Source organism: Thermomicrobium sp. (genome assembly GCF_053493975.1).
The window spans coordinates 55830-78942 of record NZ_JBRBZA010000072.1; the positions used below are offsets into that span (position 1 = coordinate 55830).

Below are 23113 nucleotides of genomic sequence, written 5' to 3' on the forward strand. Positions count from 1 at the left end.
CGACTCGGTATCATTGAAGGCGACCCTCGAATGGGCGCAGCGCGCGCTGACCGGCAACGGCGGGCGCGTCGATTCCACAGAAGACTCGCCTGAACGGGATGCGAACGTGCTCGATAACGACCCTCTCCAACGCCACAATGGCCACCTCTCCCTGGACGGCCAGTCCGAGGGTATCAATCGATCATCCCAGAACGGCTACCACCCAGTTCTCGTGCTGAACCAGAACTACGAGCCGCTCCACGTCGCGACTGTCCGGCGTGCTCTCGTGCTCTGGCTGGCTGGAAAAGCCGAAATCCTGGAAACCTATGACCACGAAGTCGCGTCCGCCCAGCACCGTTTCCCCGCGCCCTCGGTCATTCGCCTCTACACGCTCGTCAAGCGGCCACTGGTTCGCGTCCGGCTGACCCGCCGCGAAGTCTTTCTGCGCGACAACTTCACCTGCCAGTACTGCGGCGTACGGACCCACGACCTCACCATCGACCACGTGATCCCGCGCTCGCGCGGTGGTCCGCACACCTGGGAGAACGTCGTCAGCGCCTGCCGTGCCTGCAATCACCGCAAGGGGGGCAAGTCGCTCACCGAGGCACGCATGCAGCTCTTGCGCCCACCCTTCGAACCACCGCCGAGCCGGTACTACACGATCCAGCGCCTGTTGCGCTCACCCGTGCACGAGAGCTGGCTGAAGTTTCTCCCCGATCTTGACGTCAAGAGTCAGCGCAGTCGATAACTCGAGCAGTCAGGCGGGAGCAGCTGACCCGCCCGAATCGTTGCCGAAGGGGGAGACATGCTCGACCTGAGGCTGATCCGAGAGCATCCGGATCTGGTGCGCGAGGCCTTGCGCAAGCTCAATACCGAGGCTCCGCTCGACGAGATCCTGGAACTCGACGAGCGACGTCGTCAGCTGGTCGCTGAAGTCGAGCAGCTCAAGGCTCAACGCAACGCCGAGTCCAAGCGGATCGGCCAGTTACCAGCTGGACCAGAGCGGGAAGCAGCCATCGTCGCGATGCGCGCACTCGGCGACCGGATCGAGGCACTCGACCGCGAACTCGCCGCGATCGAAGAGCAGCTCCAGGCGCTGCTCTTGGAGGTTCCCAACCTACCCGATCCCGATGTCCCTGTCGGTCCCGATGAAAGCGGCAACGTCGTCGTGCGTCACTGGGGAGAGCCGCGGCTGTTCGACTTTCCGGTCAAGCCGCACTGGGAACTGGCGGAGGAGCTCGGGCTGATCGACTTCGCCCGCGGAGTCAAGATCGCGGGTAGCCGATTCTACGTGCTCCGCGGTGATCTCGCGCGGCTCCAGCGCGCCCTCATCGCCTGGATGATCGATCTCCACGTCAACGAGCACGGGTATCTGGAAGTCTATCCGCCGTTCCTGGTCCGCCGCGAGGCGATGATCGGTACGGGAAATCTCCCGAAGTTCGGGGACAATCTCTATCACGACGAGGAAACCGATCTCTGGCTGATTCCCACCGCTGAGGTGCCCGTTACCAATCTCTTCCGCGACGAAATCCTCCCGCCGGGTTCGCTCCCCATCTATCTCGTCGCGGCTACTCCCTGCTTCCGCAAGGAGAAAGTTTCAGCCGGCCGCGATGTACGCGGCATCAAGCGCGTCCACCAGTTCGAGAAGGTGGAGATGGTCAAATTCGTCGAGCCGGATCGCTCCGACGAGGAACTCCAGCGACTCGTCGCTGATGCCGAAGACGTGTTGCGTCGGTTGGAACTTCCCTACCGTGTCGTCCAGATGTGCACTGGTGACCTTTCCTTCACGGCAGCCAAGAAGTTCGATCTCGAGGTCTGGGCACCCGGCTCCCAAGAGTGGCTGGAGGTCTCGTCCTGCTCGAACTTCCGCGACTTCCAGGCCAGACGGGCCAATATCCGCTACCGTCCGAGCGAGGGAGCACGCCCGCAGTTCGTGCACACGCTCAACGGATCGGGACTCGCTCTTCCCCGGACACTCATCGCGATCATGGAAAACTACCAGCAGCCAGATGGGACGATCGAGATTCCAGCTGTCTTGCGCCCCTACATGGGTGGGCAACAGCGGATCGGCCGACAACCGGCCTATTGGGAACCAGCACAGGCACGGCGTGCCCGCGAGCAGGCTCGGGCGGGGGACGCGTGAACCATGCCGGGATTGTTGGTCATCGAAGCGAGCGGGAACCCGGCTGCGATCGGCGAGGCGATCGGACGCGCCCTCCGGCCGATCCTCGGCGAGGCGATCGTCCGGCACCGGCAGGAACTCGCTCGGCGCGGTATCGATTGGGATGAGGCGCTCGAACTCGCTCGGCAGTTCCGCGACGATCTCGAGGGGAACCTCAGCCGCACAGCCGAGGAACTCCACGCGCTGGCGCGCGCCGCCGAGTGCGACATCGATGCATTGGTGAGCCTCAATGGCCTGCAAGAGACGCTCTTCCTCGCTCGACGACTGCGAGCCGAAGAAGGTTGCACGAGCGTCGCTGTTCCTGCAGCAGCCAGCCTCGACGGCACGGTTCTCCTCGCCCATAACGAGGACGCCCTGCCCTGCCGTCACGAGCAGGTCTACGTCGTACGCGCTCGCCCCAGCGATGAACCAGCGTTCGTCGCTTTCGCCTATGGAGGGCTCTTCCTCTATCAAGGGGTCAACGAAGCAGGTATCGGTTCGACTGGTAACGCCCTGACTGCTACCGATATCCGGATCGGCGTACCGAAGCTGTTTCTCTATCGTGAGGTGCTCCGTGCCCAGACCTTGGCTGATGCCTTACGGGCGACCTGGCTCCCGGAACGAGCCAATGGCAACAATCATCTGATCGCGACCAGCGATGGAGAGATTTACGACGTCGAGGTCACTGGTCGGCATCACGCGCTGCTCTACGCCGGGAACCAGCCGCTCGCGCACACGAACCACCTCCTCGCCTCCCAGCTGCAGCAGTTCGAGGAGGGAGACAAGCTCGACTCGATCCTGCGGAGGAATCGAGCGCAACGTCTACTCGAGCTGGGCAGGGGACAGCTCAGCTCGACGAACCTGCAGGAGCTCCTCCGCGATCACGCCAACCAACCGCACGCGATCTGCAAGCATGTCGCACCCGGTACTGATCGGGCGTCCCGAACGATCGCTGGGCTCGTCATCGACGTCACGCATCGGGCGATCTGGGTGGCACCAGGGCCGCCATGCACGGTCGGGTTCGAGCGCGTGTCTCTCTGATCGACAACGGAGGAGGGGGCGAGGATGGACAAAGTGATCGTCTCGGTGGCGACGACCGGCAGTTGGACGACACGCGAGCAGACCCCGTATGTCCCGATCACCGAAGAGGAAATCGCTGCCGAAGCGGTCCGATGCTGGCGCGAGGGCGCGGCGATCGTGCACATCCACGTGCGCGACGAACTGGGACACGTCAGCAGCGATCCCGTCCGGTACGCGCGAGTGCGTGACCTGATCCGTTCCCAGGGATGCGACATCATCCTCAATTTCTCGACCGGTGGAGGAGCCGGGATCGTTCCGGACGAGGAGCGGATCGCTCCGGTTCGCTTGCGACCAGAGATCGCTTCCTTCGATGCTGGCTCGCTCAATTTCGGCGACCGCGTCTTCATAAATTCGCCAGCCTTTCTCGAGGCGCTCGCGCACGAAATGCAGGCTCATGGCGTCAAGCCGGAGATCGAGTGTTTCGAGAGCGGTTTCATCGAGACAGCCAAGCGCTTCATCGAGCGCGGACTGATCCAACCACCGTATTGGTTCCAGATGGTGCTCGGAGTACGCGGTGGAGCGCCCGCGACCGTCGACCAACTCGTGCACATGGTGCGCCAGCTCCCAGCCGGCTCGCTATGGTCGGTCTGCGCTATCGGCCGGCACCAGCTCCCGATGAATGTCGCAGCGCTCGTGATGGGTGGACATGTCCGCACGGGATTGGAAGACAATATTTACTACTCCTACCGCGTCCTCGCCGAAGGAAACGCGCCGCTGGTCGCGCGGATCGTCCGCATCGCGCGCGAACTCGGTCGCGAGCCTGCTTCCCCGAGCGAAGCGCGCACACTGCTCGGGCTCCCGCCGTTCCAGAGCTGAGGGACCATGCGACGCCCACGCATCGCTATCGCCGAACTCTCTCACGAGACGAACGCGTTCGCACGCACCCGTGTCGATCTCGCGTTCGCCGAGCGATGCGGGATCGCCCGTGACTCGACGGTCGTGACTCGTGCGCGGGATACCGCGACCGTTCTGGCTGGGTTCATCGATATCGCCGACGAACTGGCGTTCACGCTGGTCCCGCTGCTCGCGGTGTGGATCACGCCAGCCGGTCTGGTCACGCGCGACGCCTACGAGGAGCTCCTCGGCGAACTCATCGATCGCCTGGAGGCAGCAGCCCCGGTCGATGGCGTGCTGCTTTCGCTCCACGGTGCGATGGTGGCCGAGCACATCCAGGACGCTGATGGCGAACTGCTCCGCCGCATTCGCGCGACGGTCGGGCAATCCGTCCCGATCGTCGTAGTTCTCGACCTCCATGCCAACATCAGCCCACTCATGGTGGAACAGGCCGACTTGCTCATCGGCTACCACACCTATCCGCACGTCGATCAGCGAGCGCGTGGTCGGCAGGCTGGCCTGGCACTGGCCCGCTTGGTGGAGCGCACGATCCACCCGACACCAGTGCTGGTCAAACCGCCGATGCTGCCGACTTCCCAGCGTATGACGACCGATCGCCCACCGATGCGGACACTCATGCAGCATGCTGAGGAATGGGAGCGCCATCCCCGCGTTCTCGACGTGACGATCGCTGGCGGATTCCCGCCAGCCGACGTTCCAGAAGCCGGGTTGAGCGTGCTGGTGACGACCGACAACGACCCCGCGCTGGCTGCGAAGCTAGCTGAAGAACTGGCTGCCCTCGCCTGGGACCTACGCCACGGCTTTCTCGGCGGTGTCGCGACCTGGGAAGAGGCAGCCGAAGCCATCCGGCACATCGAGCGCGGCCCCCTCGTCCTCGTCGATATCGCCGACAACCCCTGGACAGGTGGTCCAGGCGACAGCGTCGAGCTTCTGCGTTTCCTGTTGAAGGAGCAAGCAAGGCCAGCCGCGCTCGCGCTAGTGCGCGATCCGGAGGTGGTGGCCGAGTGCTTCCGAGCAGGAATCGGTGCCACCGTCGAGGTCGAACTCGGTGGCAAGACCGATGATCTTCATGGGCCTCCGCTCCTCGTGCGCGGGACGATTCAGCTTTTCTCCGACGGCCGGTACGTCAACGCCGGGCCGATGCACGCTGGCGTAACTGTCGATCTCGGTCGGACCGTCGTGCTCCGCGTCGAGGGGATCGATGTGCTGGTGACGGAACGAGCCGAGTCACCGATCGATCTGAACGTCTTCCGCTCGCATGGCATCGAGCCGACCGAGCAACGAGTCATCGGGCTCAAAGGCAAGGGACACTTCCGCGCGGCCTTCGAGCCGATCGCCGAACGAGTCGTCCTCGTCGAAGGACCAGGCATCACGGGGAGCGACCTGAGTCGGCTACCGTTCCGCTTCATCCGCCGGCCGATCTGGCCGCTCGACATGGCGTGAACGATCACTCGCACGCGTAGTCGGCGAGGCGCAGCGACACGACGCGCGAGACACCGTCCTCTCCCATCGTGACACCGTAGAGCGTGCCGGCAGCCTCGATCGTCACCCGATTGTGCGTGATGACGAGAAACTGAGTGCGTTCCGCCAGCCGTTCCAGCACTCCTCGGAAACGAGCGACGTTCGCCTCATCGAGCGCGGCATCGACTTCGTCCAGAACGCAGAACGGCAGCGGGTCGAGCTCGAGGAGTGCGAAACGGAGCGCGATCGCCGTCAGCGCCCGCTCACCACCGCTCAGCTGCTGGACCGAGCGGACACGCTTGCCAGCTGGTTGGACGACCAGCTCGACCCCCTCGATGGAGCCGGTACCGTCGCGGGCGACGAGACGTGCTCGCCCGCCACCGAACAGCTCCGCGAAGGTATTCGCAAAAGCACGATCGAGCGCACGCAACGAATGCACGAGACCCCGCTCGACCTCTCGGTCCAGGTCAGCGAGGAGCTTGCGCAATGCCTGCGTCGTTCCCTGCACGTCCTCGAGTTGCGCGCGGAGCGATTCGTAGCGTTCCCGTTCCGATTCGTATTGGGCGATCGCGGCCTCTCCGAACCGGCTCAACTCCTGCCAGCGCCGGCGGAGTTCGGCGACGCGTCGTTCCCAACGCTCCGGGGGATCCTGCTGCACACGGCTGGCCTGCTCGAGTCGCTCGACCAGTTCTGCAGCGAACGATCCATCGGCAAGTTCCCAGGCTGCCTGTTCGAGAAGCGAGTGGAGTGCGCGCTCGGCACGCTCCAAGGCAGCACGGGCTGCTGCGCTCTCCTGCGCGAGCTGGCGCAGACGCTGTTCGGCTCGTGCCGATTCGGTCCGCAACGCTTTCGCCTGCTCGGCGAGCCGTTCGCTCTCGACCGTCCGTGCTCGCTCCTCGGCTTCCAGTTCGGCCGCCTCGCGTACCAGCCGCTTCGCTTCCGCATCCGAGCGCTCTGCGTCGACCAGGAGCTGGGCGTGTTCTGACCGGAGCTCATCCCATCGGGCATGCAGTGCAGCCAACCGCTGCCGCAGTTCTCCGAGACGCTGGGCGAGCTGGCTGCGCTCCCGCGCCAGCGCGCGCTCACGCTCCCGCAAGGTCGCGATCCGCTCCACGAGCTGCTCGCGCTCCGGATCGGGCATGTCCAGGCGAGCGATCGCGCCAGCAACCTGAGCGCGCTGGTGCTCGAGATCGTCCAAAGCAACGCGGAGCGCGTCCTCCTGCGTGCGCAGTGCCCGAGCCTGCTCGTCGTCCCGAGTCAGAGCAGCTCGCACGGCAGCGATCGACTCCGCTTCCCGAGCGAGCGCATCGTCCAGCCCTCGAATGGTGCGCACCAACTGCGTCCACTCGTGCTCGAGTTGCACCAGCTTCGTCTCCTGGGACCGGAGCTGCTCGCGGACCGACTCCAGCGCGCGACGCGCTCGTTCGACCGCGTCTCGTGCGGCGAGGAACTGCTGCCGGGCTTCCTCGAGCGACGCAGCGAGTCGTTCTTGCCGGGCAGCGAACTCGCGTTGCTGGCGAACGAGCGCCAAGAGCCCGCGCTCCCGACCACGCATGGCCCCACCGGTGACCGAACCGGTCGGGCGAACCAAATCCCCGTCGCGGGTCACGATGACCCAGCCGGAAGGAAGCTGGGGTAGCAAGCGCCGAGCAGTCGCGAGATCGTCGGCCACGAGTACCCGCCCCAAAAGCGACTCCACGATCGACACCAGAACTGGTGGCGCCTTGACCAGGTCAGCAGCGACCCCGATGACACCCGGTTCACGAGCGACGAGTGGGCGGCGCCCAGCCGGTAGCGAGCGGATCGTATCCAGCGGGTGGAACGTCGCTCGTCCAGCCTTAGTCGCTTTGAGAAAGGCGATCGCTGCCTCGGCAGCGGACCACTGCTCGACGACGATGTCGGAAAGGTGCCCGCCGAGCGCTGCTTCGATCGCGGTTTCGAGTTCGGCCGGAACGTCGAGCAACGTTCCGAGCGTTCCGACGATCCCGGAGAGTTTTCCCTCGCGTGCCGCTGCCAGCACAGCCCTCGCTGCGCTGGCCACTAGATCGCCCGTCAGAGCATGCGTGAGCGTTTCCAGCCGGCCCCGGACGAGAGCGTCCTCGCGCTCCAGCTCGCGCAGCACCTCGGCACGGCGCTCGAGTTCCTGCTGCGCGCGCTCGGTCTGACCCGCTTGCCGTTCCACTTCCACCCGCATAGCTTGGACATCCGCAGCGAGAGCAGCGCGTTGCTCATCGAGGCGAACGCGTTCCTGGTCGAGTCGCTGGCGCTCCTGGAGACGTGCCGCGTACGCGGCTTCGAGGCGCTGGAGTTCAGCCTGGCGCGCTTCCTGCGTCGCCAGCAGGGCCGCTCGCGTGCGCGCGAGCCGCTCACGTTCCGTGACGCGCTCCGCGCGTTCGTGCTCGATGCGGAGCAGCTGCTCGCGCAGTGCCGAGAGTTCGCGTGTCCGCTGCACGGCAGCAGCATCTCGTTCCCGGAGCGCAACCTCGGTCGCTCGCAATTCGTGCGCGGTCGCCTGCCAACTCGTGTCGGTATGCTCCAGCGCCTGCTCGGTCGCCTGTAACTCTCGCTCGAGCTCTTCGACGTCGTGAGCGAGCGCGTCCAACTGTCTTCCGAGAGCAGCGATCCGTTCACGAGCGACCTGCGAGCGGTGCTGGGCAGTCGCTGCTTGGGCTGCCCGTTCGGTACGGAGCTGCCGGAGCTGGTCGCGCTGGGCCAACACGGTCGCCTGCTGCTGCTCGATCCGCTCCAGCTCAGCCGCGAGCGCAGCACGATCGGCTTCTGCCGCACGCAAGGCTGGCTCGAGACGACCGAGTTCGCGGCGGGCCTGTACCTCCTCCTCACGGGCGCGCCGCCAGCGGGCTGCGTAGAGCTGGAGCAGAGCCTCGCGCAGGCTCGCACGAACGGCGAGCGCTTCTCGTGCGCGCTGAGCGGCTTCGCCGAGCGCATGAACATGCGGCTCCAACTCGCGCAACAGATCGTCCAGTCGCTGCGCATGCTGCTCGGCTTCGGCGAGTTGCTGGCGAGCCTCCGCTTGTCGCAGACGGAGCGCGGACAGCCCCGCCGCATGCTCCAGATACTGCCGGCGCTCAGCCGGACGTTGGTCGAGCACGTCATCGACCGACCCTTGCCGAGCGATGATCCAATCAGCGCGGAGGATCGCCGCGATACGCAGGACATCGCGCAGGCGCGCTCGCGAGCCGTTGATGAGGTATTGGGTTTCCCCGTCGCGGAAGACGCGCCGGGTCACGCTCACCTCGCGGAACGGCACCCCGAGTTCGCCCTCGTCCTGCTCCAATGTCAGCGTGACCTCAGCCATACCGAGCGAGGGGCGATCGGGTCCACCAGCGAAGATCACATCGTCTGCTCGGCGACTGCGAACAGCTGAGCCTGCTTGTTCACCGAGCACCCAGGCGATGGCCTCAACGAGGTTCGACTTGCCGGAGCCGTTGGGGCCGACGATGGCGGTGATCCCCCGGTCGAAGACGAGTTCGACAGGATCGGCAAAGCTCTTGAAGCCGAGCACCGCCAGGCGGAGGAGCCGGACACCCATGCTCTGCGACCTCGTCAGTCCGGATAGCCGTGCGGAAAGCGCGTGTGCCAACGCACCGCCGAAGCGATGATTTCCTCGATTCCATACCGCGGGCGCCATCCGAGGACACGTTCGGCCTTCGCGTAGCTCGCGTACTTGATCGGCGGCTCGCCCGGGCGCGCCTCACCGCGCTCGACCGGGAAACGCACACCGGTCAGTTCTTGGACGAGTTCGATGATCTGCCGCGTGGAATAGCCGACGCCGCTCCCGAGATTGATCACGTCGGTCGGGTGCCCCTGCCGGAGCGCCTCGAGCGCCAGCACATGGGCCTCCGCGAGATCGAGCACGTGCACGTAATCCCGGATCGTCGTCCCATCCGGTGTCGCGACGAGCGGGGAGGTCAGACGAAACGGCTGCAGACCGAGCGCCCCTCGGATCGCATTGGGAATCAAGTGTTCTTCGGGTCGATGATCTTCGCCCATCGAGCCGTCGAGCGCGGCACCAGCTGCGTTGAAGTAGCGGAGGCTGATGGAGCGCAGGCCGTAGGCTGTGTCGTACCAGCGCAGATAGTGCTCGACCTGCAGCTTGGTCGCTCCATACGGATTGGTCGGCTCCGTCGGATGCGCTTCGTCGAGCGGTAGGTAACGCGCCTCCCCGTACACTTCCGAGGAAGAGGAAAAGACCACATAGGGAACGTCGTGACGGAGACAGGCCTCCAGGAGGACGATCGTTCCGCCCACATTGTGGACCACGTACTTGTTCGGATCGGTGACCGACTCGCGCACGGACGTGTACGCCGCGAGATGGATGACGGCGTCGAAGCGCCAACGACGGAAGCAGGTCGCGACGGCCTCGCGATCGATCAACTCACCGACGACCAGGGGAACGCAGACGGCTGAACGATGCCCTTGCCGCAGGTTGTCGAAGACGACCACCTCATGACCAGCCTGTTGGAGCGCGCGCACCGTAAAAGAACCGACGTAGCCCGCTCCCCCAGTAACCAGCACGGTGAGCGCTGCAGCCATGGACAATCTCCTCCTCAGGAACGACGCGCGGCCTGGATCGCGGCCCACGCTGCTTCTTCGTCAGCGATGTCCGGTGCGGTCTCCCATTCGGTGAACCACTGCAGAATCCGTTCGATCGCGTCCACCGGTACGTCCGAGAGCCGCTGGACAGCACCGTACGCTGGATCGTCACAAGCGACTGCCAGGATCTTGTCGTCACCATCCGCTCGACGCAGGAGCCCCACTGGGCGAACCAGCAACCGCGTTCCGGTCGGGAGCGGATCCCGGGACAGGACGATGACGTCCAGCGCATCGTCATCGCTGGGATTGTACGTGCCAGGTAGATACCCGTAGTTCGCTGGCCACGGACTGACTGCGGCCGGATGGCGGTACGTCCGCCACTGGCCGGTCACCGCATCGTAGACGTGCCGAACCGTGGAGCCAGCCGGATCCTCGATCACGGCTTCGAGGCATCGACTGGCTCGATCGGAAGGTCGTTCAGGCTCCCCCATTGGGCCCACGATCCATCGTAGATCCGGACATTCGGATAGTCGAGGAGACGCAGCGAGACATAGCTGATGGCCGCGTGCGGACTGGACAAGCCGTAGACGATCACCCGCTGCTCCGGTTGGACGCCGACTGATCGGTAGAGTGCGGCCAGCTCGTCCGGTGGACGGAAGGCGAGCGGAGGATCCCCCGCCAAGAGCGCCGTCCACGGCACAGCGACCGCGCCGGGGATTTGGCCGCGCCGGAGACGACCACCCCAGGTTTGGCGGCGCTCCCGATCGGTTCGGTTATCGAGGAGGCAGGATACCGGATCGTGGAGTGCGACCTGCACGTCCGGTAGCTCGGCCAACACATCGTACCGGAGCTCGGGCTGAAACGTTCCGGGCTCCGACTCCGGCGGGAGGGCACGCGTCGTCGGGTAACCAGCCGCGAGCCAAGCCCGAAGACCGCCGTGAAGCAGGCGTACGCGCCGAAAGCCGATCGCGTGCAAAAACCACAGCCAGCGGCAGGCAGCACGGCCATCGCCGCAGTCGTAGACGACGACTTCGTCGTCAGGATCGAGCCCGATACGGCGGACGAGCTCGCTCCGTCGGGGCTCGCCGACCAACATGCCGTAGATCTCGTTGTGTATTTCCATCGTATCTTGCCACCAGACGTGACGAGCCCCAGGAATATGCCCAGCATGGTACTCGTGGAGCCGGCTGGCATCGAGGACGACGAGCGAGCGCTCCCTGAGCCGGTCAGCCAGTTCCGGTGCCTCGATCAGGAGTCGCCCACCAGGATACTGCTCGGCCGGCGTCAGGGAGAGTTGCCCGCGCATCGGCCGGCAAGCAGACAGCCCTAATACCGCGAGACCAGCGATCACGAACTGTCTCCGGGTCGTCCGCATGCTCCGCGCCACTATCGCCCCGCGAGCCGGTCTCGCGCAGATGCAGGAGACCGGCAAGGAAGAGGTACCTCCCTGCCGGTCTCGATCATACCGAGGCGTCACTGGATCGCGTAATCGATCGAGACGGTCACGACGATCGTCGCTTCCCCGGCCGGAACCGCCTTGGCTTCTGGACCACCCGCGCCGACCGCTGGCACCGGAACTGGTGGCGAACTCGTCGACTCGACGATGCGCAGCGGCGCACCGAGGCCGACACCGGTCAGCTGGGCGAGCTGAGCTGCCTTCTCGCGGGCATCGCGAACCGCGAGCTCGCGTGCTTGCCGGAGCGCCGCAGCTGGATTGGAAACCGAAAAGCTGATATTGGTCACTGCATTGGCACCAGCTTGGACGGCGCGGTCGAGGAGGTCACCGGTCCGCTCGACCGGTTGCACCTGCACCTCGACGAGATGCGTCACGCGGTAACCGATCACCGGCGTCGTCGGCTGGTTCCAGTCCCGCTCGACCGACATGCTGTACACCACGGTCTTGACCTTGCTCTCCGGTATACCGGCCTGGCGGAAGACCGATAGGATCGCCTCCATGCGACGCTGGACTTCACGCTGAGCCGCCGCCGCATCGGGATCGAAAACCTCCGCTCCCAGGGTGAGCGTGGCCGTATCGGGTGGGAGCGACACGCGGCCTTCACCGAAAATGCTGATCGAACGTTGGGCCGTTCCAGTGTCCTGCGCGGCAGCTTGCGGTAGGCGCTCGCTGGCTGTACCGCTCAGCACCGCGCCCACGATCACCAGAAGGCCGAGGACGGCGACCAAAGGAACCCTGTTTCTCGGCATCGCTCTCTCCTTTCCACCTCACGTCTCCAACGAGGATGACGAGCGAGAGGCAGTTTCGGTTCCCGCTCAGCGACGAATGACCAGCTTGCGCCGTGGGCGGACGACCGGGAGCAGAAATCCGAAAACGAATCCAGCGAGCACGAGCAGCGCGAGCACGGCAAGTGCGAGCCAACTGATGGGTGACGCGAGCGAGAGTAGATCGGAGGGCTCAGCCTCGGCCTCGCTCGCTGCCGGAAGAGGAGCAGCCGAGCCAGATCCTGGAGCTATTTTCGCATCGGTATCGGGTGGAGCGACCGGTGTGCCGGCCAGCGCCTCCGGACTCGGCAGGAACGGACCGCCAGCTCCCGGTTCACGCATCGAGGGTTCGGCGAGCATCGCGACCTGATCGACCGGTGAAGAAGCAGGCACAGCGCTCGGTTCCTCGCGGGGTGGGATCAGCGGTCGGACGAGCAGCGTCGAGAGAAGCACCACGAGGAGCGTGGCGGCCAAGAGCGTCCCAGCCCGGAGAGCGGTTCGGTATCGCCACCACCACGGGTCGCGGGGAAGGAACTCGATGTCCTCGAACCCGGCCGCGAAGTCGCGTGGGAGCGTCGGTGCGGGCAAGGAGCGCAAAGCCTGGCGAACGGCGCGATACTCCTGCCAGCGGCGGCGACAGAACACGCACTGGGCGAGATGCGCCGCCTCTTCGGGGTCCGGCTCCTCGCTCGCCAGGAGCGCGAGTCGCTCTTCGTCCAAGTGGCTGCTGCGATCAGCCATCGAGACCGTCACTCACCTTCGGTCAGGCGTTCCGGCGACTCACCCGCTCTATCCGGGAGACGACCGCTCAGCTCCAACAGTTCCCGAGCGCGCGGATCGGACTGCAGCAGGGTGCGCAGGCGGACGCGGGCACGCGCCAAGCGCGACTTGACGGTCCCGAGCGGAAGGCCGAGTGCCTGCGCGATCTCCTCGTAGGGCAACCCTTCGACATCGGCGAGCACGACGACCGCTCGTTGCTCGACAGGAAGCGCAGCCAAGGCAGCTTCCAACGCCGCGCGCAGCTCAGCCTGTTCGATACCCGACTCGGGGACATCGAAAGCAACCTGCTCGCTCGCATGGTCGAGTGGGACGGTGCGGCGACGCGCAATCGCCCGCAACTGATCCAGCGCAGCGTTGTGCGCGATCCGCAGGAGCCAGGCACGCAGCGTGGTGCCGCGGAAGCGCTCCAGCGAGAGGAAGGCCCGAATGAAGGTCTCCTGCACCACGTCGTCGGCGAGGTCAGGATCACCGAGCAAGCGATAGGAGACCGCGAAGACGAGTCGCTGGTAGCGACGGACGAGTTCGGCGAACGCGTCGCGATCGCCGGTCCGTGCCCTGGCTACCAGAAACGCCTCGTCTTCGACGCTGGACATGCCCTACCACCAGTCCCTTTGCCGGAACGGTACTCGAGGCGACGATCGTTCGTCCAGTCCGCCCCCGTACCGCCGTCTCTCCTCGGATGCCGTGGTCCGGACGCGACGAGACGAGGTGTGCAGTCGAGTGTGCGATGGAGCACACGTCGGATCGATGCCGGTACCGTGACAGCAAGCGTTCCGCTGGACACCGACATTCGATAGCGGTCATGGGAACTGGGAACGGGAGAAATGCTCGGCTGCCTGGCTGAGTCAGCGGAGCGAGGAACGGGCGTCTCGCTCGCTCGCATGGCCACCGACGAGGGCGGTTCCCCGCCTCGCATGCCGAGACAGAGCGATGAGGAGACGGGTCCGGGAGCGAGCGCACGACCAGGGTCTGCGATGCTGCTAGCCGATACGGGCTGCGGAAATAGCGCCAAAGTCCTATGGAGGCGATGGCCCATCGCGCCGTCGAAGACAGACGGAGACGGTGTCGGCTGGAGCCGCGAAGTCCGGATGGTGACAGTGGGCGTGCAAGCGATAACGAAGCGGCGAACCGATCTTTCCACCGTGATCATCGGCGACCCACACGCGGCGGTCCGCCAAAGTTTCCGCCATTACCTGGAGTCGGCGGGGCGGCTCCGCGTGCTGGGCGAAGCGGGAGAACTCGCCCGTCTCGCGAGCTTACTCGAATGGCAGCGACCGGACGTCGTCCTCATTTCCGCTGGATTCGGGCCAGGGCTCGCGCACTTCGTTCGCGCGATCAAGCGGCTGCCGCAGGGTCTCGCAGTTGCGGATGGATCACCAGCACCACCGCTCGTCGTGTACGGATTGGGAAACGACAGCGATGTCGTCCTGACCCTCGCCCGAGCTGGAGCTGAAGCGTTGGTGAGTGCGGAAGCGAGCGTGCAGGAACTCATGGAAGCGGTGGAAGCCGTCCTGCGTCGTGAGCGGTACGTCAGTCCCCGTTACGGGGGTATCCTCCTGCGCGAGGTCCAGCGCTGGAGCGTCCCCCATGAGGGGCAGACCGGCGTCCGGCTGACCCGTCGTGAGACGCAACTCTTGCAACTCGTGGCCTCCGGACTGTCCAACAAAGAGATCGCCGAAGCATTGTCTCTCGCCGAGAGTACGGTCAAAAACCGGCTTTCCCTGCTTTTCGACAAGTTGGGAGTGAAGGATCGGACGCAAGCAGCGATCTTCGCGCTCGCCAACGGTGTGCTCCAGCAACCCCTCGTGGTCGAGCGTGCTTCGCTCCCCGAGGCCTGAGCGACTCAGGGTCGAGGCAGTCGCAGGATCTCGAGCCAGCGTTCCCAATTCGGCTGAGGCATGGGTGTCGGTGTGGACAGTGCGGGACTCGCGGCAGGAGACGCTGGCTCCCACTGGACGAAGAGGACCGTTTCACCGGGGTACGTCAGGTTCAACTCGCGTCGAGCTGTCCGCTCGACGTACGCGCGATAGTTTTCCCCTTGAAGATCGGCCAGCTGGCGGGCCAGTGCGTCTCGCTCGGTCACGAGTCGAGTCAGTGCAGCTCGGCGTTCGGCCACTTGCAGCTCGAGTTGCCGGGCCCGCCAGGCTTGTTGACCGAAAGCCACGACGAAGTAGAGCGCGATCGCGAACCCGAGAGCGACCAACACCGCGGTGCGGAGCCAGGAACCGATCCAGTGCATCGCTCAGCCCTCGAACGCGAGGGGTGGCCACCGGGTATGCCAGTCGGTGGCCTGCTCGTAGGCATGGGCGACCCGCAAGAGCGTGGGCTCGTCGAATGGCCGGCCCATGAACTGCAGACTGACGGGCAAGTCGTGCGCGAAACCACAGGGAACCGCGATCGCTGGGAGGCCAGCCATGTTCGCGGGGATGGTGAACACATCGGAAAGGTACATCTGCAAGGGATCCGCCGTGCGCTCGCCGAGACGGAAAGCCACCGTCGGTGAGGTCGGTGCCGCGATCACGTCGACACGTGCGAACGCTTCGTCGAAGTCGCGTTTGATGAGTGTCCGCACCTTTTGGGCTTTGACGTAATAGGCATCGTAGTAACCGGCGCTCAAGGCGTAGGTGCCGAGCATGATGCGCCGCTTGACTTCTGGCCCGAATCCCTCCCCGCGCGTGCGGAGATAGCGCTCCAAGAGCGTTTCGCCGGGCAAGCTCAACCCATACTTCACGCCATCATAGCGTGCCAGGTTGGCGCTCGCCTCGGAGGGGGCGATGATGTAGTACGTCGCCAAGGCATATTCGGTGTGCGGCAAGGACACGGGAACGAGCTCGGCTCCCAGCTCTTGTAGGAGAGCCAAGGCATCCTCGATCACGCGCTCGACTGCCTGATCCATTCCGGGCACTCGGTACTCGGCAGGGATACCGATCCGCAGGCCACGGATGTCACCGGTCAGCGCCGCTCGGTAATCGGGCACCGGGAGAGGGACCGATGTCGAGTCGGCTGGATCGTGACCAGCGATCACCTGCAGCAGCATCGCCACATCGACGACCGTGCGGCCGAAGGGACCGATCTGGTCCAGGCTGGATGCGAAAGCGACGAGCCCATAGCGGGACACTCGACCATACGTCGGTTTCAGCCCGACGATACCGCAGAAACCCGCTGGTTGCCGGATCGATCCACCAGTATCCGACCCGAGGGCTACCATGGCTTCGCCAGCAGCGACGGCTGCCGCCGAACCGCCGCTCGATCCGCCGGGAACACGGTCCGGATCCCAGGGATTGCGGGTCGGACCGTAGGCCGAGTTTTCGGTCGAGGAACCCATGGCGAACTCGTCGGTGTTCGCTTTGCCGACGAACACCGCATCCTGTGCCCGCAGGCGAGCGACCACCGTCGCATCGTAGGGCGAGCGGAATCCTTGCAGAATGCGCGACCCCGCTGTCGTCGGCGCATCGACCGTACAGAGGACGTCCTTCAGGGCGACCGGTATACCCGTCAGGAGATCCCCCTCACCACGAGCCAGGCGTTCATCAGCTGCCCGAGCTTGGCGGCGCGCCAGTTCCGGCGTGACCGTAATGAAGGCGTGAAGCGTCGGCTCCAGTCGCTCGATCTGGGCGAGATGTGCCTCGAGCAATTCCAGGGCGCTGATTTCGCGCCGATCGAGCAACGCGCGGGCCTCCGCAGCAGTCAGGCGAACGAGTTCGCTGGTCACCGTGCCCCCTCAACTCTGCTCGAGCACCGCATGGACGCGGAAGAAGCTGTCTTCGCTCTCCGGAGCATTGGCCAGAACAGCTTCCACCGGCAGCGATGCCCGGACGTCGTCCTCGCGCCAGACATTCTGGAGCGTGATGACCTGTGCCGTGGGCGGGATCGCCTCGGTATCGAGCTCCTGGATACGACTCACGTGCTCGAGGATCGACGAGAGCTGCTCGCGCATCAGCTCGCGCTCTTCCTCGGTCAAGCCGAGACGCGCCAGCATCGCGACATGGTCGACGATCTCGCGACTCAAACGCATCGGCCAACCTCCCTCTGCCGGGCGGCAGTGTACCACGTTCCGCCTCATGCCTCGGCGAGCGCGTTGCGGGCGACGACAGCGCGGTACCAGTCAAAGCTCGCTTTGGGAAGACGGGCCAAGCTCTCGTAATCGACGTAGACGATACCGAAGCGCTTGCTGTAGCCGTGCGCCCATTCGAAATTGTCGAGAAGCGACCAGACGAAGTACCCCTTCAGGGGAACACCTGCCCGAACGGCGCGGTGAGCGGCAGCGAAGTGGGCAGCGAGATAGGCGATCCGTCGCTCATCCTGGACGCGGCCGGCGACGGGCTGATCGGGATACGCGGCACCGTTCTCGGTGACGAACAGCGCGGGCGGCGCATACTCCCGATCGATCCGGATCAGTAAGCGCTCGAGTCCCTCCGGGACGACTGGCCAACCCATATCGGTGAGCTGGTAGCCGCGGTCAGCCAACTCTTTCGGGTCGAGCTGGGCCAAACCCAAGGGGTTCTGCTCCTGGGAAACAGCCCGGACGAAAGCCGGTGCATAGTAGTTGATACCCAGAAAATCGAGCGGCTGCGCGATGGTCGGGAGATCGGTGTCCGGTGGATCGAAGAACGGAGCCAGGCGCTGGCGTACGTCGAGCGGATACCCGCGGCCGAATACTGGATCGAGGAACCACCGATTGAGGAGACCGTCGAAGAGGCGTGCAGCAGCGGTATCGTCCGGTCGGTCGCTCGCCGGTTCGACGGGCGACAAATTCAGCGTGATACCGACGGCTGCGGCAGAACTGGCTGCGCGGATCGCCTGGACCGCCAACCCGTGCGAGACCAGGAGTTCGTGGCTGACGCGGATCGCCGTGGGAAGATCCTGAATGCCTGGTGCGTGGACACCGAGATAGTGCCCCACGTAGGCAACGACCCACGGCTCGTTGTGCGTGATCCAGTAGCGCACCCGATCACCGAGGCGACGAGCGACGACCTCGGCATAGCGCGCGAATGCCTCGGCCGTCGCGCGTACGCTCCAGCCGCCGCGATCTTGCAACGCTTGCGGTAGATCCCAGTGATAGAGGGTGACGAACGGCGTGATGCCCGCCTCGAGCAGCGCATCGACCAATCGCTCGTAGAAGGCGAGCCCGCGCTCGTTGGGAGCACCCGTTCCCACTGGGAAGACGCGCGGCCAGGCGATCGAGAAGCGATAGGCCGGAGCCCCGAGTTCACGCAGGAGCCGGACATCATCTTGCCAGCGGTGATAATGGTCGCAAGCGACATCGCCGGTCTGCCCCCGATAGGTCTTTCCGGGCGTGTGGCTGAAAGTATCCCAGATCGACGGCCCGCGACCATCCTCGCGAACTGCTCCTTCGATCTGGTAGGCAGCAGTCGCGGTACCCCACAGGAAACCGTCCGGGAAGCGGGCAACGCTCATCGCTCGCTCCTTCTCGCTGCGACCGTTGCAGCCACCGGCAAGGCCCCTCAGAGTTGCTCCACTGCGTCGAAGATCGCCTTGGCTGCCTCCAGGCGGCGCTGATCCTCCGGACTCAGCGTGACCGGTCGCTGATCTCCGGAGGAATCAGGCGCCAGCTGACCTTTTGGGCCAGTTTCATCTTCCGGGGCGTGTGGCTGACCGACCGTCGTGGACATCGGCCGCGGCACGTCCTCCGGCGCGAGACACGTGATGCGGCAGGCGCGGCCGAGATGCTTCGCCAGCACCCGTTCGATCACTCGTCGCAGCTCAGCCTCTTCGTTGATACGGCGGCGATGGAACTCGTACGGTGCGACGAGGACGACCTCGTCGCCGCGGATCAGGCGCGGTTCAGCATCAGCCAGGAGCGCAGCCGCCTTACTGTTGACAGCTCGAAGTTCGCGCCGGATCGCAGCCCAGCGAGCGAGCAGCTGCTCGAGAAGGGCATCGTCCCCGTCGACCGCTGGACTGGTCGTCGGCGAAACGGCTGGTTGGGAAGGAGCCGTCGGCGGAGGAGCTGTGCGTGGAGCCGCCGAGGGAACACGCGGCGGTGTCGCGGTCATCGCCGGTACCGCAGGGACACCAGAAGGTGCAGGAGTGTGCTCGCGCTGCGACCCCTCGAGCAGGAGGATCGACTCCACCAGGCTAAGTTCCAAGATGAGCTGGGGATCGATGCCGGATCGCGGAAGGGGTGCGTCGAGACCAGTCAGCCGACGGAGAACGAGCGCGAGTTCCTCGAGCGAAAAGCGCTGAGCGAGCGCCGATGCCTCGGGGGGCAGGAGCGGATCGCTGCCACCAGCCCGGACGTACAGCAGTGTCCGCGCGAAACGGACCAACTCGCGACCGAGCTGGTGCAAGTCATCGCCCGCATCGGCCGCCTCTGCCACCAGCCGGAGAGCCCGGCCGGCATCCCGGTCAGCGATCGCCGTCAAGAGAGCGAGCAGTCGATCGTCGCGGCTGCCACCGAGCAGTTGACGCGCGAGCTCGAGCGTGATGACCGTTTGGCGCTGACCCTCGCTGGCAAAAACGGCCAGTCGCTCGAGGAGGCCGAGCGCATCGCGCAGACTGCCCGTCGCACGGCGAGCGATCAGGGCGAGCACGTCGTCGGGTGCTTCGATACCTTCTTGCCGGCACACGGCACGGAGGCGCTCGACCATTCGATCGACCGGCAAGCGGCGGAAATCGAAACGCTGACAACGCGAGGCAACCGTTTCCGGAAGCTTGTCCGGTTCGGTCGTCGCCAGAACGAAGACGACGTGCGGGGGTGGCTCCTCCAGCGTCTTGAGGAACGCATTGAAGGCGTCACGCGTCAATTGGTGAGCTTCGTCGATGATATAGAACTTGGTGCGCAGCTCGACGGGTGCATACTTCACCTTCTCGCGGAGATCGCGGATATCGTCGACTCCGCGGTTGGACGCCGCGTCGATTTCGATGATGTCGACTGCCGTCCCAGTGGCGATGGAACGACAGGCGCCGCATCGGTTGCAGGGGCGTCGCCAGGGATCGGCCTCCAGGCAGTTGACCGCCTTCGCCAGCAGGCGCGCCGTGCTCGTCTTGCCGGTTCCGCGCGGCCCACAAAACAGGTAGGCGTGTGCCACCCGGTCGAGGGCGACCGCATTGCGCAGCGTGCGTGCGATCGCTTCCTGTCCGACCAGTTCCTCGAAGGTCTGCGGACGATATTTCCGGTACAATGAGCCGGACTGCATTCTGGCCTCGCGGGACGAGTCCATCCTTGGGGCCTCTCCGTGTGGCGACGCATCGCGAGCGTCCGTACGACTAAGCATACGTGGGGACGTGCCAGCCGGGCAAATGGGGACGCTGTACCTGGTGGGAACACCGATCGGGAACCTCGAGGACATCACGGTGCGAGCACTCCGCGTGCTCGCTGAAGTGCGTCTCATCGCGGCCGAAGATACGCGACAAGCCCGTAAGCTGCTCGGACGGTACGGAATCCAAACACCGGTAGTGAGTTTCCACGCCCACAGCGGCCCGACGCGTGTGCGGCAGCTCCTGGCCGCACTGGGGGAAGGAGACATCGCGGTCGTGAGCGATGCCGGGATGCCGGGGATCTCCGATCCGGGGGCCGAGCTGGTTCGTGCGGCTGCGGAGGCAGGATATCCAGTGGTCGTCGTGCCGGGTCCTTCGGCAGTGACGGCTGCGGTGGCGGTTTCTGGTCTCGTAAGCGATGGCTTCGTCTTCACCGGTTTCCTGCCTCGGCGCAGCTCGGAGCGCCGCGAGCGATTGTCGATGCTGCGCGACCTACCGTATCCGCTGGTCGTTTTCGAAGCCCCCCATCGACTCCGAGAAACCCTGCGTGACGCCTTGGAAGTACTCGGAGACCGACCGGTCGCCGTCTGCCGGGAGTTGACCAAACGCTTCGAGGAGGTGAGGCGGACGACGCTCGCGGAAGCCGCCGCCCACTACGAGCAGCAGGAGCCCCGCGGCGAGTTCGTTCTGGTCATCGCCGCGGCGAGCCCCGAGCGTCCCCGAGCGGACGAGCGGCAGCTCGTCGAGCTCGTGCGTGCGCGACTGACGAAAGGTCTTTCGGCGGCGGAGATCGCTCGCGAACTCGCTCGCCTGACTGGTCGACCGCGTCGCGAGCTGTACCGGCTGGCTGTGACCGTCCAAGAGGAGGATCGGGGAGGCGAAGTCGATGGGAAAGGAGGTACCGATGACGCCGGAGCGAGAACGTGAGCAGCCGATGCCGCTGGACGGCATCACGGTCATCGAGCTGGGACAGGCTGTCTCCAGTCCACTCTGCACGATGCTGCTCGGCGATTTGGGTGCCGACGTGATCAAGATCGAGCCACCGCAGGGCGATCCCGCGCGCGGCTACGGTCCACCGTTCGTGGCTGGGGAAAGTCCCTATTTCTTGTCGGTCAACCGGAACAAGCGCAGTGTCGTGCTCGATCTCAAGCATCCGGAAGGAACACGTCTCGCACAGGAACTCGCCGCACGCGCCGATGTCTTGGTCACCAACTTCCGGCCGTCGGCCATGCAGCGGTTGGGATTGGACGAGTCGGCGCTGCGGTCGCGCAATCCTCGACTGATCTATTGCCAGGTCACTGGCTATGGCCCACGCGGGCCATGGGCCGATCGACCCGCCTTCGACCAGGTCGCGCAAGGGATGTCTGGGCTGATGAGCGTGACCGGCAAACCGGAGAGTGGTCCGGTGCGGGTCGGAATCGCCATCGCCGATATTCTTGCCGCCTTGTTCGCGACCTATGGCGTGCTGGCAGCACTCTACGAGCGCGAGCGCAGGGGGATCGGTCAGCGCGTGGATACCTCGTTGCTCGGCGCGGTGATCGGTGTGCTGACCTTTCAAGCAGGGCGGTACCTCGCTGGAGGCGGCGATCCGGGACTCGAGGGGAACGACCATCCGGTGGCCGCACCCTACGGCACCTTCCGGGCACGGGATGGGTACCTCAACATCGCCATCGCCAACGAGCAAATGTGGAGAAGGTTGGCGGAAGAGGTCGGACACCCCGAGTGGATCGATGATCCGCGGTTCCGCAGCAATGCTGACCGTGTGGCGAATCGCTCGCTGATCAACGCGGCACTCGAGGAAGCGTTACAGGCGGACAATGTGGCGAATTGGGTGGAGCGCCTGAGTCGCGCTGGTGTCGCGTGCGGACCGATCTGGAGCGTGGGACAAGCGCTGGAGAGCGAGCCGGTCCAGCATCTCGGGATCGTGCGGACGATCGAGCACGCGCTGGCAGGTCCCATCCGGCTGGTCGGTCCGGCGGTGGAACTGTCGCGCACGCCTCCCGTGATCCGACGCGCGCCACCACTGCTGGCCGAGCACACCGCTGAAGTGCTCCAGGAACTCGGCTACGATGACCAGGCGATCACGCGCTTGGCCGAGGAAGGAGCGATCGTCCTCGGTCCGAGGGAGCGAGCAGTCCGATGAGCGGCATCAGGTTCGAGCGAACGGGGCCAGTGGCGCAGATCGTCCTCGACCGCCCGGAGGTACATAACGCGCTCTCGGCCGCGATGTGGCGCGGACTGCGCGAAATCGCACGGCAGCTAGCCAGCGATCGGTCAGTGCGTGTGGTCGTGATTCGGGGAGCCGGTGAGCGCGCGTTCAGTGCTGGCGCTGATATCGGCGAGTTCCCCTCCCGGCGAACTGGGCTGGCACGAGCGCGCGCCTACGATCGGCTCGTCTCGGCAGCCCTCGCGGCGATCCAGGACGCTCCGCAGCCGGTCATCGCGGTGATCAGGGGACTGGCGGTCGGGGGTGGGCTGGAACTGGCTGCGGCCTGTGACATTCGGCTGGCTGCGCAGGATGCACGATTCGGGCTCCCGATCGGTCGCCTCGGGGTGATGCCCGGACTCGGCGAGACGCGCGCCTTGTTGCGTCTCCTGCCTCCCGGCAAACTGATCGAGCTGGTTTTCCGCGGTGAGCTGATCGATGCCGAGGAGGCCTGGCGACTGGGTCTGGTGACCGAGGTGGTTCCGGTCGAGGAACTCGAGGAAGCGACGCAGCGATGGATCCACCGCCTCTCGAGCATGTCAGCCGAGACGTTGCAGGCCACCAAGGCAGTCGTGCAACTGGCGGTTCGCGGTTTC

The 23113-nt window shown here is 65.4% G+C and carries 21 protein-coding genes; 9 read left to right on the forward strand and 12 right to left on the reverse strand.

Annotated elements, in window-relative coordinates:
- Positions 1-13: 13 nt before the first annotated feature.
- The 5 genes from ACWIVK_RS11645 to ACWIVK_RS11665 are packed head-to-tail and all read left to right on the forward strand — an operon-like array spanning position 14 to position 5518.
- Positions 14-727, forward strand: coding sequence for an HNH endonuclease (locus tag ACWIVK_RS11645; RefSeq protein ID WP_448576879.1), 714 nt, complete (start codon positions 14-16; stop codon positions 725-727).
- Positions 728-784: 57 nt separating this feature from the next.
- The gene (gene serS / locus ACWIVK_RS11650; RefSeq protein WP_448576880.1) at positions 785-2122 is read left to right on the forward strand and encodes a serine--tRNA ligase; all 1338 of its coding nucleotides are present in this window, start codon (positions 785-787) and stop codon (positions 2120-2122) included.
- Between the two features lie 3 nt (positions 2123-2125).
- On the forward strand, positions 2126-3181 hold the full coding sequence (locus tag ACWIVK_RS11655; protein WP_448576881.1) for a C45 family autoproteolytic acyltransferase/hydolase: 1056 nt from the start codon (positions 2126-2128) through the stop codon (positions 3179-3181).
- Between the two features lie 24 nt (positions 3182-3205).
- Entirely contained in the window at positions 3206-4036 is an 831-nt protein-coding gene (locus tag ACWIVK_RS11660) for a 3-keto-5-aminohexanoate cleavage protein (protein WP_448576882.1), read from the forward strand.
- 6 nt (positions 4037-4042) lie between these two features.
- Positions 4043-5518, forward strand: a complete 1476-nt coding sequence (locus ACWIVK_RS11665) for a M81 family metallopeptidase (protein WP_448576883.1) — start codon at positions 4043-4045, stop codon at positions 5516-5518.
- A gap of 4 nt (positions 5519-5522) precedes the next feature.
- Here ACWIVK_RS11665 and smc read toward each other — a convergent pair whose 3' ends face one another.
- From smc to ACWIVK_RS11700, 7 genes are all read right to left on the reverse strand, one after another.
- Positions 5523-9086, reverse strand: a complete 3564-nt coding sequence (gene smc / locus ACWIVK_RS11670; RefSeq protein ID WP_448576884.1) for a chromosome segregation protein SMC — start codon at positions 9084-9086, stop codon at positions 5523-5525.
- Positions 9087-9100: 14 nt separating this feature from the next.
- Positions 9101-10090, reverse strand: coding sequence for a UDP-glucose 4-epimerase GalE (galE, locus tag ACWIVK_RS11675; RefSeq protein WP_448576885.1), 990 nt, complete (start codon positions 10088-10090; stop codon positions 9101-9103).
- Between the two features lie 14 nt (positions 10091-10104).
- Positions 10105-10530 (reverse strand): inorganic diphosphatase, encoded by a 426-nt coding sequence (locus tag ACWIVK_RS11680; RefSeq protein ID WP_448576887.1) that lies wholly within the window; start codon positions 10528-10530, stop codon positions 10105-10107.
- Complete coding sequence (locus ACWIVK_RS11685; protein WP_448576888.1) at positions 10527-11465, reverse strand: sulfurtransferase; 939 nt, start codon at positions 11463-11465, stop codon at positions 10527-10529. The genes ACWIVK_RS11680 and ACWIVK_RS11685 overlap by 4 nt, the downstream gene beginning before the upstream one ends.
- Before the next feature lie 98 nt (positions 11466-11563).
- A complete protein-coding gene (locus ACWIVK_RS11690) occupies positions 11564-12295 on the reverse strand; it encodes an SIMPL domain-containing protein (protein ID WP_448576889.1) in 732 nt (243 codons plus the stop codon).
- A 66-nt stretch (positions 12296-12361) separates the two neighbouring features.
- Positions 12362-13051 carry a hypothetical protein gene (locus ACWIVK_RS11695; protein WP_448576890.1) on the reverse strand — a complete coding sequence of 230 codons (690 nt, stop codon included), beginning with the start codon at positions 13049-13051 and terminating at the stop codon, positions 12362-12364.
- Between the two features lie 8 nt (positions 13052-13059).
- A complete protein-coding gene (locus tag ACWIVK_RS11700) occupies positions 13060-13683 on the reverse strand; it encodes an RNA polymerase sigma factor (RefSeq protein WP_448576891.1) in 624 nt (207 codons plus the stop codon).
- Between the two features lie 510 nt (positions 13684-14193).
- Between ACWIVK_RS11700 and ACWIVK_RS11705 the strand changes: the two genes are divergently transcribed.
- Positions 14194-14928, forward strand: coding sequence for a response regulator transcription factor (locus ACWIVK_RS11705; RefSeq protein ID WP_448576892.1), 735 nt, complete (start codon positions 14194-14196; stop codon positions 14926-14928).
- 5 nt (positions 14929-14933) lie between these two features.
- On the opposite strand, the gene ACWIVK_RS11710 is transcribed toward ACWIVK_RS11705, so the two are convergent.
- Genes ACWIVK_RS11710 through dnaX form a run of 5 tightly spaced genes read right to left on the reverse strand, consistent with a single transcriptional unit; the run spans position 14934 to position 20250 of the window.
- Positions 14934-15329: an FtsB family cell division protein gene (locus ACWIVK_RS11710; RefSeq protein ID WP_448576893.1), complete on the reverse strand. Its 396-nt coding sequence runs from the start codon at positions 15327-15329 to the stop codon at positions 14934-14936.
- Between the two features lie 3 nt (positions 15330-15332).
- The gene (gatA, locus tag ACWIVK_RS11715; RefSeq protein WP_448576894.1) at positions 15333-16802 is read right to left on the reverse strand and encodes an Asp-tRNA(Asn)/Glu-tRNA(Gln) amidotransferase subunit GatA; all 1470 of its coding nucleotides are present in this window, start codon (positions 16800-16802) and stop codon (positions 15333-15335) included.
- 9 nt (positions 16803-16811) lie between these two features.
- Positions 16812-17105, reverse strand: coding sequence for an Asp-tRNA(Asn)/Glu-tRNA(Gln) amidotransferase subunit GatC (gene gatC / locus ACWIVK_RS11720; protein WP_448576895.1), 294 nt, complete (start codon positions 17103-17105; stop codon positions 16812-16814).
- A gap of 44 nt (positions 17106-17149) precedes the next feature.
- Complete coding sequence (locus tag ACWIVK_RS11725; protein ID WP_448576896.1) at positions 17150-18508, reverse strand: GH1 family beta-glucosidase; 1359 nt, start codon at positions 18506-18508, stop codon at positions 17150-17152.
- A gap of 47 nt (positions 18509-18555) precedes the next feature.
- Positions 18556-20250 carry a DNA polymerase III subunit gamma/tau gene (dnaX, locus tag ACWIVK_RS11730; protein ID WP_448576898.1) on the reverse strand — a complete coding sequence of 565 codons (1695 nt, stop codon included), beginning with the start codon at positions 20248-20250 and terminating at the stop codon, positions 18556-18558.
- An 88-nt stretch (positions 20251-20338) separates the two neighbouring features.
- On the opposite strand from dnaX, the gene rsmI reads away from it, so the two are divergent.
- The 3 genes from rsmI to ACWIVK_RS11745 all read left to right on the forward strand — a co-directional run.
- Entirely contained in the window at positions 20339-21238 is a 900-nt protein-coding gene (gene rsmI, locus ACWIVK_RS11735; RefSeq protein WP_448576899.1) for a 16S rRNA (cytidine(1402)-2'-O)-methyltransferase, read from the forward strand.
- Positions 21216-22454: a CaiB/BaiF CoA transferase family protein gene (locus tag ACWIVK_RS11740; protein WP_448576900.1), complete on the forward strand. Its 1239-nt coding sequence runs from the start codon at positions 21216-21218 to the stop codon at positions 22452-22454. The genes rsmI and ACWIVK_RS11740 overlap by 23 nt, the downstream gene beginning before the upstream one ends.
- The coding region (locus ACWIVK_RS11745; protein WP_448576902.1) for an enoyl-CoA hydratase/isomerase family protein at positions 22451-23113 on the forward strand (663 nt) is incomplete at its 3' end. The genes ACWIVK_RS11740 and ACWIVK_RS11745, both read left to right, overlap by 4 nt.

Excerpts from the sequence above, each read along its gene's own strand:
- serS (WP_448576880.1), top strand. The coding sequence starts at position 785 with ATGCTCGACCTGAGGCTGATCCGAGAGCATCCGGATCTGGTGCGCGAG.
- ACWIVK_RS11655 (WP_448576881.1), top strand. The coding sequence starts at position 2,126 with ATGCCGGGATTGTTGGTCATCGAAGCGAGCGGGAACCCGGCTGCGATC.
- ACWIVK_RS11660 (WP_448576882.1), top strand. The coding sequence starts at position 3,206 with ATGGACAAAGTGATCGTCTCGGTGGCGACGACCGGCAGTTGGACGACA.
- ACWIVK_RS11665 (WP_448576883.1), top strand. The coding sequence starts at position 4,043 with ATGCGACGCCCACGCATCGCTATCGCCGAACTCTCTCACGAGACGAAC.
- smc (WP_448576884.1), bottom strand. The coding sequence starts at position 9,086 with ATGGGTGTCCGGCTCCTCCGCCTGGCGGTGCTCGGCTTCAAGAGCTTT.
- galE (WP_448576885.1), bottom strand. The coding sequence starts at position 10,090 with ATGGCTGCAGCGCTCACCGTGCTGGTTACTGGGGGAGCGGGCTACGTC.
- ACWIVK_RS11685 (WP_448576888.1), bottom strand. The coding sequence starts at position 11,465 with ATGCGGACGACCCGGAGACAGTTCGTGATCGCTGGTCTCGCGGTATTA.
- ACWIVK_RS11690 (WP_448576889.1), bottom strand. The coding sequence starts at position 12,295 with ATGCCGAGAAACAGGGTTCCTTTGGTCGCCGTCCTCGGCCTTCTGGTG.
- ACWIVK_RS11695 (WP_448576890.1), bottom strand. The coding sequence starts at position 13,051 with ATGGCTGATCGCAGCAGCCACTTGGACGAAGAGCGACTCGCGCTCCTG.
- ACWIVK_RS11700 (WP_448576891.1), bottom strand. The coding sequence starts at position 13,683 with ATGTCCAGCGTCGAAGACGAGGCGTTTCTGGTAGCCAGGGCACGGACC.
- ACWIVK_RS11710 (WP_448576893.1), bottom strand. The coding sequence starts at position 15,329 with ATGCACTGGATCGGTTCCTGGCTCCGCACCGCGGTGTTGGTCGCTCTC.
- gatC (WP_448576895.1), bottom strand. The coding sequence starts at position 17,105 with ATGCGTTTGAGTCGCGAGATCGTCGACCATGTCGCGATGCTGGCGCGT.
- ACWIVK_RS11725 (WP_448576896.1), bottom strand. The coding sequence starts at position 18,508 with ATGAGCGTTGCCCGCTTCCCGGACGGTTTCCTGTGGGGTACCGCGACT.
- dnaX (WP_448576898.1), bottom strand. The coding sequence starts at position 20,250 with ATGCAGTCCGGCTCATTGTACCGGAAATATCGTCCGCAGACCTTCGAG.
- ACWIVK_RS11740 (WP_448576900.1), top strand. The coding sequence starts at position 21,216 with ATGACGCCGGAGCGAGAACGTGAGCAGCCGATGCCGCTGGACGGCATC.